The organism is Citrobacter telavivensis (assembly GCA_009363175.1).
In the GTDB taxonomy this organism is placed as follows: Bacteria; Pseudomonadota; Gammaproteobacteria; order Enterobacterales; family Enterobacteriaceae; genus Citrobacter_A; species Citrobacter_A telavivensis.
On sequence record CP045205.1, the window covers coordinates 3,066,918 to 3,083,794 of the forward strand.

A 16,877-nucleotide genomic window follows, 5' to 3' on the forward strand; every position below is an offset into this window, starting at 1 on the left:
GGATCTGCGATTAACGGGTAAACATGGACATGGTCAATCCCAGCATTCCACTGATTAAAACGGTGCAGGGCCAGTTGATGGGTGTTGTACAGGATGACACCCACCTCTGGCGCGGCATTCCTTACGCCGCGCCGCCAACGGGTGAACGACGCTGGCGAGCACCTCAACCGGTCGCCCCCTGGTCCGGGGTTCGTGACGCCAGTACCTTCTCCAGTGCAAGCTGGCAGGACATTGAATACTGCAAAGAGTTGGGCGGCGGCGATCCGGGCGCTTTTTCTGAAGATTGTCTCTATCTCAACGTCTGGTCTCCGGCGAAACGTCATCAGCCGCTTCCGGTAATGGTCTGGCTGCACGGCGGTGGCTACACCATCGGTGCCGGCAATCTGCCACCTTATGACGGCGTTGCGCTGGCGAAGCGTGACGTGGTTGTCGTTACCGTCAATTATCGCCTCGGTCATCTCGGCTTTTTTGCCCATCCGGCGCTGGAAGGCGAAGAGGGCGAGTGCCTCAATAACTTCGCGCTGCTCGACCAGATTGCCGCGCTGCGCTGGGTTCAGGAAAACATCGCCGCGTTCGGCGGCGATCCGCAAAACGTCACGCTGTTTGGGGAGTCGGCCGGGGCGCGCAGCGTACTCTCGCTGTTAGCCTCTCCGCGCGGGAAAGGGCTGTTTCATAAAGCGATTGTACAGAGCGGCTACACGCTGCCGGACACGCCTCGCGAGATTGCCCTGGAAAACGGTGTTGCGCTGGCAGAGCACTTTGGCTTGCAGAACGCGACGGCGGAACAACTTCGCGCCATTCCGGCTGAGGCATTCTGGCCGCTGGGCGCGCCGTATAAAATTGCGCCGACGCCCATCTCCGGCGATGCAATACTGCCGGAACCGATGCTGGACGTCTTTTTTGCCGCCAGACAACACCCAATGCCCATGATGATTGGCTCGAACAGCGATGAAGCCAGCGTGATGGCCGTCTTTGGCATCGACCTTGCCGGGCAAATCCAGAAACTACGTCGTGAACGCAGGCTGGGACTCGGCCTGATTAAGCTGCTGTATCCGGGTGTGAAGGGCGATGAAGAGCTGGGGCGGCATGTGTGTCGGGATATGGCGTTTACGGCATTGGGCTATGTGGTGATGCAGGCGCAGCAGCGGGTTGGCGAACCGTGCTGGCGTTACTGGTTCGATTACGTTGCGGAAACGGAGCATCACACCTACGCCAACGGCGCATGGCATGGCAATGAAGTGCCTTATGTTTTTGATACATTGATGCTCGCCGAGCCCTCGCGCAATTACGTGAACGCTAACGATCTCGCTTTTGCCGCCCACGTTGCGGATTACTGGGTCAATTTCGCCCGTCATGCCAGCCGGTCTTGCGATGTGCTTCACGGACCGGTCCGCTGGCCTGCCTGTATTCAGGGCCGCGATCGGTTGTTGCGCATTGGGCTGAACAAGTTCGCCGGATTTAAGGTTGAGAACCGGTTCATGCGGGCGCGGCTTTCGCTCTTTAAACGGGTGATGGCCCACCATGTCAGTCTCGACTAACTTTGCACAAGCTGAAAGTTTGTGCGGGAAAATTTACGTGGGAATCAGTCTGTTCTCATCGACACGAAATATTTTCCGTTTTGTTCAGATAATCAGCGGCCAACAATTGGATTCTTAATGAATTTTGTCTAGAGTGAGCGGTCAGAATTATGCAACTTCTTGCCGCTGTCGAGCGCCAGCGCGGGACCCTTCACATGACCAGAAGGATTTACTTTCAGGTATGAATCGCAGACGATTTATTAAAGGTTCAATGGCAATGGCCGCCGTGTGCGGTACCAGCGGTATTGCTTCACTCTTCACCCGTGCTGCTTATGCGGCGGAATCCGACATTGCAGACGGACAAACCGTCCGCTTTGATTTTTCCGTACTGCAATCCATGGCGCACGATCTCGCGCAGAAACCGTGGGGCGGTGCGCCGCGTGCGTTGCCTAATACGCTGGCGAATCTGACGCCGCAGGCCTACAACAGTATTCAGTACGATGCCGCGCAATCGCTGTGGAACAACGTCGAAGACCGCCAGTTGGATGCGCAGTTCTTCCACGTCGGGATGGGCTTTCGTCGCCGCGTACGCATGTTCTCCGTTGATTCCAGCACCCATCAGGCGCGTGAGATCCACTTCCGTCCGGAACTGTTTAAATACAATGATGCCGGCGTTGATACCAAACAACTGGAAGGGCAAACCGATCTCGGCTTTGCCGGTTTTCGCGTCTTCAAAGCGCCCGAACTGGCGCGTCGCGACGTCGTCTCCTTCCTTGGCGCAAGCTATTTCCGTGCGGTTGATGATACCTATCAGTACGGGCTTTCCGCGCGCGGTCTGGCAATTGACACCTACACCGACACCAAAGAAGAGTTCCCGGATTTCACCGCCTTCTGGTTCGATACGGTGAAACCAGGCGCCACCTCGTTTACCGTGTACGCGCTGCTGGACAGCCCGAGCATCACCGGTGCCTATAAGTTCGTGATTCACTGCGAGAAGAGCCAGGTGATCATGGATGTCGAAAATCGTCTCTATGCCCGCAAAGACATCAAACAGTTGGGCATCGCCCCGATGACCAGTATGTTCAGCTGCGGCAATAACGAACGCCGCATGTGCGACACCATTCATCCGCAGATCCACGACTCCGATCGACTGGCGATGTGGCGCGGTAACGGCGAGTGGATCTGCCGCCCGCTGAACAATCCGCAGAAGCTGCAATTCAACGCCTATACCGATAACAATCCGAAAGGGTTCGGCCTGCTGCAACTGGACCGCGATTTTACCCACTATCAGGACATCATGGGCTGGTACAACAAGCGCCCAAGCCTGTGGGTTGAACCGCGTAACCAGTGGGGCAAAGGCACCATCGGCCTGATGGAGATCCCGACGACTGGCGAAACGCTGGATAACGTGGTCTGCTTCTGGCAGCCGGAAAAAGCCATCGAAGCGGGTGACGAGCTGGAATACAAATACCGTCTGTACTGGAGCGCACAGCCGCCGGTCCGTTCGCCGCTGGCGCGCGTGATGGCGACCCGCACCGGTATGGGTGGATTCCCGGAAGGCTGGGCACCGGGTGAGCACTATCCGGAGAAATGGGCACGGCGTTTTGCGGTCGATTTCGTGGGTGGCGATCTGAAAGCGGCCGCGCCGAAAGGCATTGAGCCGGTGATTACGTTGTCCAGCGGTGAAGCGAAACAGATTGAGATCCTCTACGTTGAACCGTTTGACGGTTATCGCATCCAGTTCGACTGGTACCCGACGTCTGACTCGACCGATCCGGTGGATATGCGTATGTTCCTGCGCTGTCAGGGAGAGGCGATCAGTGAAACCTGGCTGTATCAGTATTTCCCGCCTGCGCCGGATAAACGTAACTACGTCGACGACCGCGTGATGCGTTAATCGACGCCGACGCCCTTCGTTATGCGAAGGGCGTCATCAGAGATGAGCGTGAAATATCTGTACAGGAATTAAACACGATCCCGTTCGCATTTTTCCCTAAGTCAAATGAGTAAGCTGAAGGAGTGTATTTCTTATACACATGGTTTATCACTAACAGGGAGAGCGTATGTTTCCAGAATACAGAGATCTGATTTCCCGACTGAAATCCGAGAATCCTCGCTTTCTGTCTCTTTTCGAAAAGCACAACAACCTTGATCATGAAATTGCCAGGCTGGAAGGTTCCGATGGTCGGGGATACAATCTCGAAGTCGTTCGTCTGAAAAAACAGAAACTCCAGCTTAAGGACGATATGCTCAAAATACTGCAGAAAGAAAGCGTTGATGCGGGGTAATCCGCGTTGATGAGCCGCTAACCGCACAGAAGGAAAACCACGCTTTTTCCTTCTGTGTCAGCAAGCTAAGCCGCCGGCCCTGGCGGCTTTTTTGTGCCTGTCATTCAGCGATGTGGCAACACCAGATGACATCCCGCGTGGGTGTAGCGCTGCACAATGTCATCCGCGAGCGCGCTGTCGCTGATGATCGTTTTAATACATGAGAGCGTGGCCACCGCGTGAGGTTCGACGGCATCAAACTTTGAATGATCGGCCATCAGCACCACGTCGCGGGCGCGTTGAATAATCCGCGTTTTAACGCCGACTTCGAACATCGTCGCGTTGGTGATCCCCGTTGCCAGCGACAGCGCATCGCAGGAGATAAAGGCCCGTTCTACCGAAAACGCATTGATCATCTCCAGCGCCAGGCTCTCACCCACCGAAAAGTAACCCGGACGAATCAGTCCGCCGATGATGTAGCTCTCGACGTGCGGAAAACAGCCCAGCTCATTGGCGATTTTGATGTCGTTACAGATGACTTTCACCCGCGCATCGGCCAGACATTTCGCCAGTTCCAGACAGGTGGAACCGGAATCAAGAAAGAAACAGTCGCCGTCTTTGATCATCGTGCGGGCCAGGGCGGCAATCTCTTTTTTGGCCTCCGCCTGCAATGTCCGTTTGACATCAAAAACATACTCTTTGTCATCCATGCTGTCGTCAAAATCAAGGCTGCCGTGACCGCGAATCATGCCGGGATACTGGCTGGCGATATACTGGAAATCACGACGGACGGTGGCCTCCGCATAGCCAAACAGTTCCATGGCCTGCTGGGTAGAGAGATGACGATGCTGCCACAGATAGTGCAGCATCTGTTTGATACGGTCAGGGCGCTGTTGGCTCATCGAAGCAATCTCCTCTTACAGTCCGGCAAACCGGGATAACGTGGCGTGATAGTTTTCTGATGAGAACAGCGCGCGTCCCACGACAAGATGCTGCGCGCCCGCTGTCGCCAGCTGTTGTGCAGCGGAAAGCGTTATGCCACCGTCGGCCCAGCACGCCGCTTCAGGAAAACAGTCGCGTACGCGACGGACCTTCTCACACAGGGCGGGAATGAACTGCTGACCGACGCCGTCGGGTTCGCTGGTCATGACCATCAGCGCATCCAGGTGTGGTGCCAGATAGCAATACGCGTCAACAGGGGTGGCCGGATTAAACGCCAGCCCGGCTTTCGCGCCGATAAGCCTTATTTGTGCCAGCGTTTCAGAAGGATATGCCAGCGCTTCAGCATGAACAAAAATCCACGCCGGTTTGAGTTCTGCCAGAGCAGAAAACCAGTCCTGTGGGCGGGAAATCATAAAATGAAATGAGAGGGGATGTGTCGTCTGCCGGGCGACGGCCTGCACGGTTTTGAGGCCAAAGGTAATGTTGTTAATAAAGCTGCTGTCTTCGATATCCAGATGCAGTGAACCCATATCGGCATCGGCCAGGGCAGTCAGCGTCGTCCCGTAGTGCAGTGGATCCGCCGACGCAAGAGAAGGGTGCAGAATCATCATCGCCTCCGTTATCCGCATACCTGCGCAAACAGCGCGGCGTCGGTTTGCGCTTGTCGCACCGCCGCGAGTCGTTCGGGTGAATCAATAAACTGACTGATGCGCTGGAGGGTGAGGATATGCGCATTGGCATCCGTCGCGCTGACGCACAGCAGCAGCCAGACCGGGTCGCATTCCTCATGACCAAACGCGACGGGCGTTTTAAGCGTCGTGATGCTGACCTGATTGTGGTTAGCCCCTTGTTCGGGCCGCGCATGGGGTAAGGCGATACCGGGGGCAATTAAATAGTACGGCCCCCAGTTCAGCGTGTTGTCGATAATGCCGTCCACGTAGCCCGGTTGCGCAGCGCCAAAGGTAATCAGCGGGCGAGCGGCGATCTCGACGGCCTGGCGCCAGTCTTTGGCCTCGCGCTGTGTCTGCACCCACTTAACATCGTTTATCATCAGTCGTTGACTCCTTGCCGGTTAGGGTTACTCTGATAGCGATCCCCGTCGAGACTTTTGACGAAGGCGGCAGGGATCGCTGTACTACCGGGGGTAAGCGCTCTGCTTATCCCCTTTTTTATTGCCGTATATGATGCACTTTTTCCATAAACCGACTGACCCGCGCCTGATCGACAAAGTTGGCGAAAACGCCGTCCTTTTTAAAGGTGGTGGCCGTTACGCAACCGTCAGCAATGCTAAGCTGTTCCTCAACGTTTTCCAGACACACGCCGGTATTCGCCAGCACCACGGTATCCGGCACCGTCTCTTTTACCCGCTTTAGCAGGGCGCTGTCGGTGCGTGCGCCCGCCGTCAGACCAGAGACGCAGAGGGCATCCGGATGGTTGTTAAAGACGGTGGATTTCGCAATGGAACAAATATCGCGATTGCCCAGATATACCGCCGCTTCAGGCACAATATTGAACAGCGTTTTGACCCCACCCGCGCCGATGCGGTGCTGATGACGTATGGTCTCACCGACGTTGGTGTCCCAGACGCCGAAGTCGCTGGCGTAGGCACCGGTAAAAATCTCGCGAATAAACGATGCGCCCGTCGCCATAGCCAGGTCGAACGACGCGACCGGATCCCACAGCACATTGACGCCAAACGGGATGCGGATTTCGCTCATCAGTTGTCCAATCACCCTCGCCATTGCCGCGGTGGTTTCCGGGCGAACCTTCGTGAGATAGGGGAGACTAAACTCGTTGGAAAACATCACGGCATCCACGCCGCCATTTTGTAGCGCCAGCAGATCGTCCCGGGCGCGGTCGATCACCCAGTTCATCCCTTTCTGCGCATCAAAGCTCGGGTCGCCGGGCAATGCGCGCAAATGGCACATGGCAATAACAGCTTTTTCCGTTCCAATAACCTCTTTCAGCCAACTCATTGAAGGTACTCCTTATTCCGATAGTTCACGTTTACGTAAGAACAGCACGACGCTGGCGACGATACCCACCGCCACGACGACGCCAATAATGCCAAGCGACATCAGCTCCGAAATTGACCAGCCAAACATGTTGCCTACGGACAGTGCAGAGATTTGCGCGTTTTCACCGGCAAAGCTGAAACCGCCCTTAAGCGCCATGTCGGTGAAGTAGGGGGCAAACTGCGTGGCGATCAGCAGGACGGTGACCATGACAATCACGCCGCTGATTAAGGTGCGAATCAGGTCGCCGCGATGGATAACCGTCGCCATACAGATAAAGAACGGTGCGACGGGCAGGTCGGCAAGCGGCAGCACTTTGTTGCCGGGCAAGATGCTGGCGAGAATCAACATGATAGGGATCAGCAACAGGCCAACGGCAATGGTGGTGGGGTGACCCAGCGTGACGGCGGTATCCAGACCGATATACACCTCACGTCCCTTAAAATGCTTCTGGAAGAATTTACGTGCGCCGTCGGAGATGGGGAGTAACCCTTCAACAATCAGACGGATCATGCGCGGGAACAGCACCATAATCGCCGCGACGGTGATCATCAGGCTGGCGCAGCCTTTAAATCCTTCACCCGCCGCGAGACCAAAGATCAGACCGAGCACCACGCCGATAATGACCGGGTCGCCGACCATGCCGTAGCGTTTCTGGATCTCCTGGGCATCAATGTTGCGTCCTTTCATAAACGGAATTTTTTCGTAGATGGCATCGAGGAGAACGAACAGTGGTACCGAACTGGAACCATAGCCCTGCGGAATGGAGATCCCCTCCAGTCCGACGATGTTCTGCACGCGCTTAGCCGTCCAGTCGGCCATTTTCAGCGACAATGCCGCGTGGCAAATGGCACCCAGCACGCCATAAATCAGACTGCCGGTCATTAACTGGACCACGGTGCCGGTAATGGCGTAGTGCCAGTAGTTATAGATATCGACGTTCATGGTTTTGGTCAGACGGGTGACCAGCATCGCGACGTTGAGCAGAAAAATAATCGGGATAATCATTGCGCCAATGGCGGTGGCGTACCCGACGCCAGAGGCCGGTCCTGCGCCGACGTCAAACACATGCAGGGTCAGACCAAAGCGTTCAATCATCACTTTGATGGGCGGACTGAGGCTGTCGATCGCCATGACGATCACCAGCCCCATTCCGACAAAACCAATCCCTACCGTGACCCCGGCTTTGATCGCCTGCAGCCAGGGAATACGGAAGATCAACCCAATCACAATCATGATGATGGGAACAAAGACGGTACCACCGAGAGACAGGATGTAGTCAAACATAATGCCTCCTTGTTATTGCGTTAACAGTGCCTTGATTTCTTGCTTCAAGGCGTCGTCGTTAATTCCCGTTAGCAGTGCCGCGCCGTTTAACGTGGGAATACCGTAATCGTTATTGGTACGCATGGACGTCACAATCAGGTCCATGCCGTTACAATTCAGCGGGATCTCATTGAGACAACACTGGGCGGTGCTTGCCGGAATGCCTTGTTCAGCAAGGAACTCCTGCAACTTGTGCGCAATCATGGTTGACGTCGACATGCCGGTACCGCATGCCACAAGGATCTTTTTCATAATGGATTTGCCTCTTGTGTAGTGCCTGAATCAGGCTCAACGGGAAAGTGCCCGGCTGGCATACCAGCCAGGGCGGTCAATAAGCGAATGCAGTCAGTCAAATCGCGCAGACTGGCGACCTCCGCGGGAGAATGGGTATAGCGACAAGGGATAGAGAGGCTGACGCAGGGAATGCCGTCCTGCTCAACCTGGATATAGCCCGTTTCGGTGATAACACCGGGCGCGACTTCGCGCTGCACGGGAATATGGTGCGCAAGGGCCGTTTGCTCAAGCATGTGGATCAGTCGCGGTGGCGTGATTAAACCGGCCAGCGTGCCACGTCCGTGATAGTTCAGGCAGGTGATGCCGACCCCCTGGTTGACCCGGACGTCGGAGTAGTCCTGCAGATCCGGCGTATCGCATGACGGCGTGATATCAATGCCGATGGCGAGATCCGGCTTAACGCGGCGTAAAACCGGGACAATGCCGCGGATGTTGAACTCTTCCTGCACGGACGCCACCAGATAAACCGCGATATCCAGCGACGCTGTGCCGATGGCATCCGCCACGCCCAGCAGCGCCGTGCACCCCAGACGATCGTCCAGCGCTTTGCTGCACACGAGATCGTTCGCCAGCAGTTGCGGTGGGTTATACAGCGTAACCGGCGTACCGACCTGGATGCCCATCCGCAGGGCGTCGGCTTTATCCTTCGCGCCGATATCAATCCACAGTTTATCGACGCAAGGTGATTGCGTGCGTTCATCCCCCTTTGCAAAGTGGTACGCCTTAATGCCGATGCATCCCATCACCGGGCCATTATCTCCGGCGAGCGTGACGACCGAACCGGACATAGTGACCTGCGCCGGGCCGCCCACACGTTCGAAGCGCAAAAATCCCGACGGCTCAATTTTGCGCACCATAAAGCCGACTTCATCCATGTGGGCAAACATCATCAGTCGCAAGGCATTCGGGTTATCGCTACCGTAGCGGGCGACGACATTTCCTAACCGATCGCGCCAGACCTCTTTTGCCTGACGTTTAAATTCGCGTAGCATGACCTCAGCGACGCTGTTTTCATGCCCTGAAACGGCATTGAGATGCAAAAGCGAGAACAGTGTTTCCTGCACAGAAAATGACATAAGGATCTCCGTAGAAGATAAAACAATCACTCGTTGAGCGTTTTATAGGCGCTGGCTGGGCGAATAATTGTGAGCAGTCTCACGTGGAAATAGCGAAAGTAGAGGAAATAAAAAATAATGTGAGGTAAGTAGAATAAAAACGCTCAATGCTGATGAATGTCTGAACGCGGGAGGAAGAATACGGGTGAGTGAAATTATTGAGATCAATGACACGCTACAACTACGGGCGGTAGAGGAATGTCACGTTGCCGGGCTGTATCAACTGGTACGTAAAAACAGTGCCTGGCTACAGCAGTTTTTAGACTGGCCGCAATACGTCAACGCTGAAGAGGATTCGCGAAAATCCGTGCAGGGCAACATGATGCTCCACCAGCGGGGCTATGCCAAAATGTTCCTGATTTTCGACGGCGAGGAGATGCTGGGCGTGCTGTCGTTTAATCAGATCGAGCCGTTGAACAAAGCGGCTTATATCGGTTACTGGATAGATGAAGCGCAGCAGGGGAAAGGGATCCTGTCGCGCGCGTTGCAGGCGTTTATTCATCACTATGCCGGGCGAGGCGAAATTCGCCGCTTTGTTATCAAATGTCGGGTAAAAAATCTGGCAAGCAATCAGGTGGCACAGCGCAATGGCTTTACGCTTGAAGGCTGCCTGAAGCAGGCGGAGTTCCTGAACGGTCACTATGACGATGTTAATCTGTACGCACGAATCATCGATTCGTCGCTACAGTGAACCAATCAGCGGTGTGCGAGTGATATGCTGTTCACCGTTGAACACTTTCGGGCCGCGCAGGTGAATGGCCTCGTCTGTGGCGGCCTCAACGGTGGTGCGTCCTCGGATGTCGATGTGATTTTCAATCAGTACCTCACCGAGAATACGCGCATCGCCTTCAATCAGAATATGATCGTCGAGTAAAATGGGACCGCCGCGCAGCACGGCGTTTCCGCCCACCAGCACGTGATGTTTAAGGACACAGTTGCCTTCCACTCGCGCCTGTTCCGCCACCTGCGAACTGTAGCGCAGGGTGGGGATCGCATCGTCCCCGGTGCCGGCTATTACCTGCGCACGACCGTAGACTTTCGCACAATCGCAAATCCAGACGTTATTTTCGTCGTTACCTTCAATCAGCGCGTCATCAAAAACTTCGGCCCGATGCTCAATAAACGCGTAGCTGACGATGGCGTCGCCATAGATTTGCGCCTGGTGGACAATGCGTGAATTGATAACCGTGGCGCGGTCATAAACTTGCAGGATCCGATCGCGCTCGACGGTGAGTCCGCGCGCCGCGACAATCTCTGATTGTTGCAGAATCCGCGCGTCGCCAAAGAGGTGGCAGTCGCCGCGAACCGTGGATGACTGAATCGTGACGTTGTCACTGATTCTGGCACCGTGGCTGAGCTCCGCATGGTCTATCCAGACGTTATCGCCAAGGCTGACGTTGTCGCGTAGCAGGCAGGGCTGGGTGATACGCGCATTGCCCGAAATTATACAGCCGGCAAAGGCCAGCGTGTTTTCGTCGTAAATCCAACAATCTCCGGTATGGGCCAGCACGCTTTCATCATCAATCCAGCCGCCAGCGTCACCGGTTTTCACATCATTAAAGTCAACGAGTGCGATAATCTGGCGTAGTAATACGCTCTTTTTATTGCCATTATCCAGGTAACTGAACGCGCGCGGTTCGTCGCTGAGTCGGTATTTACGCATGAAGGCATTCCGTTTAGTCGCTTACTATAACCGTAGCAAATTCTGCGACGCTGGCTAACGCGGATAAAATTCCATAAAATGCATTTAAAATATACTTTATAAATTAAACAAAATGAGCAACAACAAGAGTAGCGATCGCGTCCTGAATCTTCCCGCCGGTTACTTCGGCATGGTCCTTGGGACGATTGGAATGGGCTTTGCCTGGCGCTATGCCAGCCAGATCTGGTCGGTCAGCCACTGGTTCGGCGACGGTCTGGTGATGCTGGCGATGGTGATATGGGGACTGCTGACGCTGGCGTTTATCACGCGTCTGATCCGCCTTCCGCACAGCGTGATCGCCGAGATTCGCCATCCGGTGATGAGCAGTTTTGTCAGCCTGTTTCCGGCCACCACGATGCTGGTGGCGATTGGTTTTGTTCCGTGGTGTCGTCCGCTGGCGATTGGCCTGTTTAGCGTCGGGGTCGTCATTCAACTGGTTTACGCAGCATGGCAGACCGCCGGGCTGTGGCGCGGCTCGCACCCACAAGAGGCAACAACGCCAGGACTCTATTTACCCACGGTCGCTAACAACTTCATCAGCGCGATGGCCTGCGGCGCATTAGGCTATACCGATGCCGGACTGGTCTTTTTAGGGGCGGGCGTTTTTTCCTGGCTGAGCCTGGAGCCGGTTATCTTGCAGCGTCTGCGCAGCGCCGGCGAATTGCCCACCGCTATGCGGACTTCGCTGGGGATCCAGCTTGCGCCTGCGCTGGTGGCCTGTAGCGCCTGGCTGAGCGTCAACGGCGGTGAGGGCGATACGCTGGCAAAAATGTTATTTGGCTACGGCCTGCTGCAACTCCTGTTTATGCTGCGCCTGATGCCCTGGTATCTGTCGCAGCCGTTTAACGCCTCATTCTGGAGTTTCTCGTTCGGCGTGTCGGCCCTGGCGACCACCGGACTGCATCTTGGCCACGCCAGTCCCGCTGGCTTTTTTCACACGCTGGCGGTGCCGTTGTTCATCTTTACTAATGTTATCATCGCATTATTGTTGGTACGCACGTTCGCACTACTGATGCAGGGAAAACTGCTCATTCGCACAGAACGTGCGGCATTACTGAAATCTGAGGATAAAAAATGACCCTTCGTGATGAAAATTACTTCACTGAAAAATATGACTTAACCCGTACTCACTCTGACGTTCTGGAGGCGGTGAAGGTCGTCAAACCGGGAAAAACGCTGGATTTAGGCTGTGGCAATGGCCGTAACAGTCTGTATCTGGCGGCGAGGGGTTATGACGTGACCGCGTGGGATAAAAACCCGATGAGTATCGCCAACGTCGAACGTATCAAAGCGGCAGAAGGGCTGGACAATCTCCAGGCGAAAGTGGTGGATCTCAACGCCCTGACGTTTGAAGGCGAATATGATTTTATTCTCTCCACCGTGGTACTGATGTTCCTGGAAGCCAAAACGATTCCGGGTTTAATCGACAATATGCAGCGTTGCACCAAACCGGGCGGTTATAACCTGATTGTTGCCGCCATGGATACCGCTGATTTTCCGTGCACGGTAGGATTCCCGTTTGCTTTTAAAGAAGGGGAACTGCGTCGTTATTACGAAGGCTGGGAATTACTGAAATATAATGAAGATGTTGGCGAACTGCATCGTACTGATGCCAACGGCAACCGAATTAAACTGCGCTTCGCCACGCTGCTGGCGCGTAAAATGGCCTAAGCGAAAGCGCCGCTAACCTCCTCAGCGCCCAGCATTTTTCCTAAATATGGGCGCTCTGAAATAAATTGTGCTGTGGTTACCATTTTTAGTCCAACGCAGATGATTTCCCTTTGCTACTATTTCAATTGCATATCTGCATATTCTAAGGGATCGTTTCATGCGTACTCATACTTTATTTAAAGTTGCAGTGCTTACTGGTTTACTGGCCTTATCCGGCTGTGCATCAAAAGTCACACAGCCAGATAAATATTCTGGTTTTTTAAAAGACTACTCTGGTCTTAAGGAAACAAAATCCGCCACCGGGCATCCGGTGTTACGTTGGGTCGATCCCGGCTATAGCGAAACCAAATATGACAACATTGTCTGGAATCCAATAACCTATTATCCGGTACCAAAACCGACCACTCAGGTCGGCCAGAAGGTGCTCGATCAGCTGTTGACCTACACCAACACGAAACTGAAAACTGCCGTTGGTCAACGTAAACCGCTGGTGACCACGCCGGGGCCGCGTAGCCTGATCTTCCGTGGTGCGATCACGGGGGTAGATACCAGTAAAGAAGGGCTGCAATTCTATGAAGTGGTACCTGTGGCGCTGGTGGTTGCCGGTACACAAATGGCAACCGGTCACCGTACCATGGACACCCATCTCTACTTTGAAGGCGAGCTAATTGATGCGGCAACCAATAAGCCGGTGATTAAAGTTGTTCGTCAGGGCGAAGGTAAGGACCTGAACAACCAGAGCACGCCAATGGCGTTTGAAACGTTGAAGAAAGTGGTTGATGACATGGCGACAGATGCCACCATGTTTGACATAAACCGGAAATAATTGCCACGCGCCATCGTCTGATGGCGCGTTTCTTTATGCCGTCCGGCGGCGCAAGAGTGCCGGTGGGCGGGCAAACATCACCAGATTTCCCACCAGAATCAGAACCAGCCCGGCCACCGCATTCACCTGCCAGCTATAGCCTTCGTAAACCGTAGAAAATGACAGCGCAACCAGCGGAAATAGCAGCGTGCTGTAGGCGGCATTGCTCGGGCCAATTCTCCCCACCAGCGTAAAGTAGGCACCAAAAGCGATGACCGATCCGAAAACGGCCAGATACAGCAGGGCGCCGAGATAACTGAAGGTCCACTGCGGGGTGAAATTATCCCCACGCACAAGTGCAATCGTCGCAATCAACAGCGTGCCATACAGCATGGCCCAACTGTTGGTGGTCATCACTTCCAGACCCTTTTTCTGATGGCGGAGGCTTATCATATTTCCCAGTGAAAAACCAAATGTCCCCAGTGCGCTAAGACCAATGCCCAGCAGCAGCGATCCGCTAAAGCCGCTGCTCATCAGATCGTGCCAGAAGAGGGTGACGATACCGGTGAGTCCCAGCGCGGCGGCGCAATAAAAGCGCAGCGGCGGTTTTTGCCCAAAGAAGAAGAAACTGTTCACCGCGTTAAACAGAACCGCCATGGAGAAGATAACTGACTCCAGTCCCGTATTGATCCAGGCCGCTGCGGTATAAAAACACCAGAAGTTGAAGCAGAAGACGCAACTCCCTTGCAGCAGGCAGAACAGATGGTCACGTAGCGATAGCGTGCGTAACTTTCCGCGCAGCAGCATAATGACCATCATCAATGCCGTCGCCACCGCAAAGCGCCAGAAAATCGAGACCGGTGCGGCAACGGGGCCCTGCTGCAAATAAATGGCGATCCATGTGGTACCCCAGATAACCACGACCAGACAATACAATAGTGCGTTCATCATTATTCTCTCTTCTTACCCGATAATTGACTGTCGCCGATCTCAGGTGGGACGCGCTTTCATCGATTTGCGGGATACTTGCAAAATCTTGCGCTTTTTTCTGTCCGGCGGGTGGTAACCGCAATGACCTGCGATAGACTGAATGCCTGAACAACAGCGTTTATGTGGTGGTATGACCCGGTCTTACGATGCCTTTGAAAAATTGAGTCAGCACAATGCCGTGTTGCAGGAGTCGGTCGAGCTGCGTTCGGGCGTTCAGTTAGCGGCATGGTCAAACAAGCGCGATACCATCACGCAGTATTGCGATCATCACACGCTCAGTCTGTATGTCGCGGATGGCTACGAAAGTTATCAGAAAACGGCTTCTGGCTGGAAAAATGGCGGTGGGCCGGACCGCTTTTGCCTGTTGCCAAAAGAGAGTGAATCCACCTGGGATATCCGTGACAACCTCTCGTTCGTGCATCTCTACTGCACCGACGCGCATCTGCGTGACGTGGGGGAAAAGGTCTGGGACAAAAGTCCATACCGCTTTACGCTGGATGAACGGACGTTTGGTAACGATCCGGGCATTACGGCGGTCTACCGACAGTTTTTGCTGGGTAACGACTGGCATCAACCCGCGAATCACCTGACGCTCAGCGCCGCGTCGTCACTTCTGATGACTCATATTATTCAGCACTACAGCAACGTGCAGTGGCGATTGCCGACGGTAACGGGCGGACTGGCGCCGGTGACGTTGCGCAATGTGCTGGCCTATATCGACGCCCACCTGGCGGAACCGTTGACGCTAGCCGATCTGGCGTATGAAGCCGCGCTGAGTGAATTTCATTTCGCCAGAATGTTCCGCCAGTCGATGAAAATGGCACCGCATCAGTACGTGATGCAGCGCCGGATGGCCGTGGCAAAGCAGCTGGTCTGTCACTCACAGCGTCCGTTAACGGAGATTGCGCTGGCCTGCGGATTCAGTTCGCCGAGCCACTTCAGCAATCGCTTTAAGCAGGTGACGGGCAAGACGCCGACGCAGTTACGCGCGTCGGGCTAACCTTAAGACGGTGTAGCAGATCCCGCCTGCGATCAGTCCCCAAAATGCCGAACCCACTCCCCACAGCGTCAGCCCACTGGCGGTGACCAGAAACGTCACCACGGCGGCATCACGCTCGTTTTCATGATTCAGCGCCTGGTACAGGCTACCCGAAATCGTCCCCAGCAGCGCCAGTCCCGCCAGCATTTGAATGCCACTCGTCGGCAGGGCCGCCATCATGCCGGTAATCGAACTGCCGAAAATACCGGCTAACAGATAGAACATCCCGGCGGCCGCGGCGGCCAACCAGCGTTTAGCGGCGTCCGGATGGGCATCCGGACTCTGGCAAATCGCCGCAGTAATGGCGGCAATGCAGATGGAATAGACGCCAAAAGGGGAAAACAGCAGTGCCAGTAATCCGGTGACAATGATCAAAGGTGAAACGGGGACATCGTATCCGGCGGCTTTCATCGTTGCCACGCCGGGCGCATTCTGTGACGCCATTGTCACCAGAAAGAGCGGTACAGCAATGCCCAGAGCGTGGGCCAGAGAAAACTGAGGGGCAATAAAGGTGGGTAACACCGGGGTCATGGCGAATGAAGAGGTGACAATGTCACCTTCGAATAGCGCAATGACCGCGCCGGCAATCAGTGCCGCAATGACCGCGTAGCGCGGCGCAATCCTCTTCATCACTAACCACGCCAGCAGCATACCGCCACAAAGCAGAAACTGGTCGCCGAGACGGGCAAATGCCTCCAGGCCAAAGCGGAGCAAAATCCCGGCCAGCATGGCCGCCGCCAGCGAGTGGGGGATCACCTGCATCAGGCGGGCGAATAATCCCGTCACGCCACACAGTACGATTAACGCGTTAGCGATGATAAACACACCAATCGCTTCTGGCAGCGTCAGCCCCTGGAGTCCGGTCACCAGCAGCGCCGCGCCGGGCGTTGACCACGCCGTCAGTACGGGGGCGCGATACCAGAGCGTCAAGAGCAGCGTACTGACACCCATTGCGATGCCAAGGGTGGTCATCCAGCCGGCAATTTGCGTTGTGCTGGCGCCCGCTGCCACGGCGGCCTGCCAGATGATGGCCGCAGAACTGGCATAGCCAACCAGTACGGCGACAAATCCAGAAAGCAGTGTGGGTAATGGCAGGGAGAATGATCGCATAAGCCCTCCTGTGCGTTATAACGGTCGTTTAATCTAGCATCTGGGCGTTATAACGTACAAGTGGTAAGCTGACCTTTTGGGAGG

18 protein-coding genes are annotated in these 16,877 nt (G+C 55.0%); 8 read left to right on the forward strand and 10 right to left on the reverse strand.

Annotated elements, in window-relative coordinates:
• Positions 1-29 precede the first annotated feature (29 nt).
• The 3 genes from GBC03_16965 (at position 30) to GBC03_16975 (ending at position 3,805) form a co-directional block, all read left to right on the forward strand.
• Entirely contained in the window at positions 30-1,538 is a 1,509-nt protein-coding gene (locus GBC03_16965) for a carboxylesterase family protein (protein ID QFS74040.1), read from the forward strand.
• A 220-nt stretch (positions 1,539-1,758) separates the two neighbouring features.
• Positions 1,759-3,414, forward strand: a complete 1,656-nt coding sequence (mdoD, locus tag GBC03_16970; protein QFS71773.1) for a glucan biosynthesis protein D — start codon at positions 1,759-1,761, stop codon at positions 3,412-3,414.
• Between the two features lie 166 nt (positions 3,415-3,580).
• Positions 3,581-3,805 carry a DUF465 domain-containing protein gene (locus GBC03_16975; protein QFS71774.1) on the forward strand — a complete coding sequence of 75 codons (225 nt, stop codon included), beginning with the start codon at positions 3,581-3,583 and terminating at the stop codon, positions 3,803-3,805.
• A gap of 104 nt (positions 3,806-3,909) precedes the next feature.
• Here GBC03_16975 and GBC03_16980 read toward each other — a convergent pair whose 3' ends face one another.
• The 7 genes from GBC03_16980 to GBC03_17010 form a co-directional block, all read right to left on the reverse strand.
• Complete coding sequence (locus GBC03_16980; GenBank protein QFS71775.1) at positions 3,910-4,686, reverse strand: DeoR family transcriptional regulator; 777 nt, start codon at positions 4,684-4,686, stop codon at positions 3,910-3,912.
• Positions 4,687-4,701: 15 nt separating this feature from the next.
• A complete protein-coding gene (locus GBC03_16985) occupies positions 4,702-5,334 on the reverse strand; it encodes a ribulose-phosphate 3 epimerase family protein (protein QFS74041.1) in 633 nt (210 codons plus the stop codon).
• 11 nt (positions 5,335-5,345) lie between these two features.
• Positions 5,346-5,777 (reverse strand): PTS sugar transporter subunit IIA, encoded by a 432-nt coding sequence (locus GBC03_16990; GenBank protein QFS71776.1) that lies wholly within the window; start codon positions 5,775-5,777, stop codon positions 5,346-5,348.
• Between the two features lie 118 nt (positions 5,778-5,895).
• A complete protein-coding gene (gene sgcQ, locus GBC03_16995; protein ID QFS71777.1) occupies positions 5,896-6,702 on the reverse strand; it encodes a BtpA family protein SgcQ in 807 nt (268 codons plus the stop codon).
• Between the two features lie 12 nt (positions 6,703-6,714).
• Positions 6,715-8,028, reverse strand: a complete 1,314-nt coding sequence (locus GBC03_17000; GenBank protein QFS71778.1) for a permease — start codon at positions 8,026-8,028, stop codon at positions 6,715-6,717.
• A gap of 12 nt (positions 8,029-8,040) precedes the next feature.
• A complete protein-coding gene (locus GBC03_17005; protein QFS71779.1) occupies positions 8,041-8,322 on the reverse strand; it encodes a PTS sugar transporter subunit IIB in 282 nt (93 codons plus the stop codon).
• Positions 8,316-9,437: a M42 family peptidase gene (locus GBC03_17010; GenBank protein QFS71780.1), complete on the reverse strand. Its 1,122-nt coding sequence runs from the start codon at positions 9,435-9,437 to the stop codon at positions 8,316-8,318. Before GBC03_17010 ends, GBC03_17005 begins: the two co-directional genes overlap by 7 nt.
• A gap of 184 nt (positions 9,438-9,621) precedes the next feature.
• Between GBC03_17010 and rimL the strand changes: the two genes are divergently transcribed.
• Positions 9,622-10,167 (forward strand): 50S ribosomal protein L7/L12-serine acetyltransferase, encoded by a 546-nt coding sequence (gene rimL / locus GBC03_17015; protein ID QFS71781.1) that lies wholly within the window; start codon positions 9,622-9,624, stop codon positions 10,165-10,167.
• On the opposite strand, the gene GBC03_17020 is transcribed toward rimL, so the two are convergent.
• Positions 10,159-11,139, reverse strand: a complete 981-nt coding sequence (locus tag GBC03_17020) for a hypothetical protein (GenBank protein QFS71782.1) — start codon at positions 11,137-11,139, stop codon at positions 10,159-10,161. The genes rimL and GBC03_17020 overlap by 9 nt on opposite strands.
• Positions 11,140-11,251: 112 nt before the next feature.
• On the opposite strand from GBC03_17020, the gene tehA reads away from it, so the two are divergent.
• From tehA to GBC03_17035, 3 genes are all read left to right on the forward strand, one after another.
• A complete protein-coding gene (gene tehA / locus GBC03_17025) occupies positions 11,252-12,256 on the forward strand; it encodes a dicarboxylate transporter/tellurite-resistance protein TehA (protein QFS71783.1) in 1,005 nt (334 codons plus the stop codon).
• Positions 12,253-12,849, forward strand: coding sequence for a tellurite resistance methyltransferase TehB (tehB, locus tag GBC03_17030; GenBank protein ID QFS71784.1), 597 nt, complete (start codon positions 12,253-12,255; stop codon positions 12,847-12,849). The genes tehA and tehB overlap by 4 nt, the downstream gene beginning before the upstream one ends.
• A 157-nt stretch (positions 12,850-13,006) precedes the next feature.
• Entirely contained in the window at positions 13,007-13,675 is a 669-nt protein-coding gene (locus GBC03_17035) for a DUF3313 family protein (GenBank protein ID QFS71785.1), read from the forward strand.
• A gap of 33 nt (positions 13,676-13,708) precedes the next feature.
• On the opposite strand, the gene GBC03_17040 is transcribed toward GBC03_17035, so the two are convergent.
• Positions 13,709-14,602, reverse strand: coding sequence for an EamA family transporter (locus GBC03_17040; protein QFS74042.1), 894 nt, complete (start codon positions 14,600-14,602; stop codon positions 13,709-13,711).
• Between the two features lie 172 nt (positions 14,603-14,774).
• Here GBC03_17040 and GBC03_17045 point away from each other — a divergent pair, with 172 nt between their 5' ends.
• On the forward strand, positions 14,775-15,644 hold the full coding sequence (locus GBC03_17045; protein ID QFS74043.1) for a helix-turn-helix domain-containing protein: 870 nt from the start codon (positions 14,775-14,777) through the stop codon (positions 15,642-15,644).
• Here the strand turns inward: GBC03_17045 and benE are convergent.
• Positions 15,627-16,793 (reverse strand): benzoate/H(+) symporter BenE family transporter, encoded by a 1,167-nt coding sequence (benE, locus tag GBC03_17050; protein ID QFS71786.1) that lies wholly within the window; start codon positions 16,791-16,793, stop codon positions 15,627-15,629. The genes GBC03_17045 and benE overlap by 18 nt on opposite strands.
• Between the last annotated feature and the right edge of the window lie 84 nt (positions 16,794-16,877).

Bases quoted from the DNA above. Each gene is read 5' to 3' on its own strand.
- GBC03_16965 (QFS74040.1), top strand. From the start codon at position 30: ATGGTCAATCCCAGCATTCCACTGATTAAAACGGTGCAGGGCCAGTTG.
- GBC03_17020 (QFS71782.1), bottom strand. From the start codon at position 11,139: ATGCGTAAATACCGACTCAGCGACGAACCGCGCGCGTTCAGTTACCTG.
- GBC03_16980 (QFS71775.1), bottom strand. From the start codon at position 4,686: ATGAGCCAACAGCGCCCTGACCGTATCAAACAGATGCTGCACTATCTG.
- GBC03_17000 (QFS71778.1), bottom strand. From the start codon at position 8,028: ATGTTTGACTACATCCTGTCTCTCGGTGGTACCGTCTTTGTTCCCATC.
- GBC03_16985 (QFS74041.1), bottom strand. From the start codon at position 5,334: ATGATTCTGCACCCTTCTCTTGCGTCGGCGGATCCACTGCACTACGGG.
- benE (QFS71786.1), bottom strand. From the start codon at position 16,793: ATGCGATCATTCTCCCTGCCATTACCCACACTGCTTTCTGGATTTGTC.
- GBC03_16975 (QFS71774.1), top strand. From the start codon at position 3,581: ATGTTTCCAGAATACAGAGATCTGATTTCCCGACTGAAATCCGAGAAT.
- GBC03_16990 (QFS71776.1), bottom strand. From the start codon at position 5,777: ATGATAAACGATGTTAAGTGGGTGCAGACACAGCGCGAGGCCAAAGAC.
- GBC03_17045 (QFS74043.1), top strand. From the start codon at position 14,775: ATGACCCGGTCTTACGATGCCTTTGAAAAATTGAGTCAGCACAATGCC.
- GBC03_17010 (QFS71780.1), bottom strand. From the start codon at position 9,437: ATGTCATTTTCTGTGCAGGAAACACTGTTCTCGCTTTTGCATCTCAAT.
- GBC03_17040 (QFS74042.1), bottom strand. From the start codon at position 14,602: ATGAACGCACTATTGTATTGTCTGGTCGTGGTTATCTGGGGTACCACA.
- GBC03_17035 (QFS71785.1), top strand. From the start codon at position 13,007: ATGCGTACTCATACTTTATTTAAAGTTGCAGTGCTTACTGGTTTACTG.
- mdoD (QFS71773.1), top strand. From the start codon at position 1,759: ATGAATCGCAGACGATTTATTAAAGGTTCAATGGCAATGGCCGCCGTG.
- tehB (QFS71784.1), top strand. From the start codon at position 12,253: ATGACCCTTCGTGATGAAAATTACTTCACTGAAAAATATGACTTAACC.
- sgcQ (QFS71777.1), bottom strand. From the start codon at position 6,702: ATGAGTTGGCTGAAAGAGGTTATTGGAACGGAAAAAGCTGTTATTGCC.
- tehA (QFS71783.1), top strand. From the start codon at position 11,252: ATGAGCAACAACAAGAGTAGCGATCGCGTCCTGAATCTTCCCGCCGGT.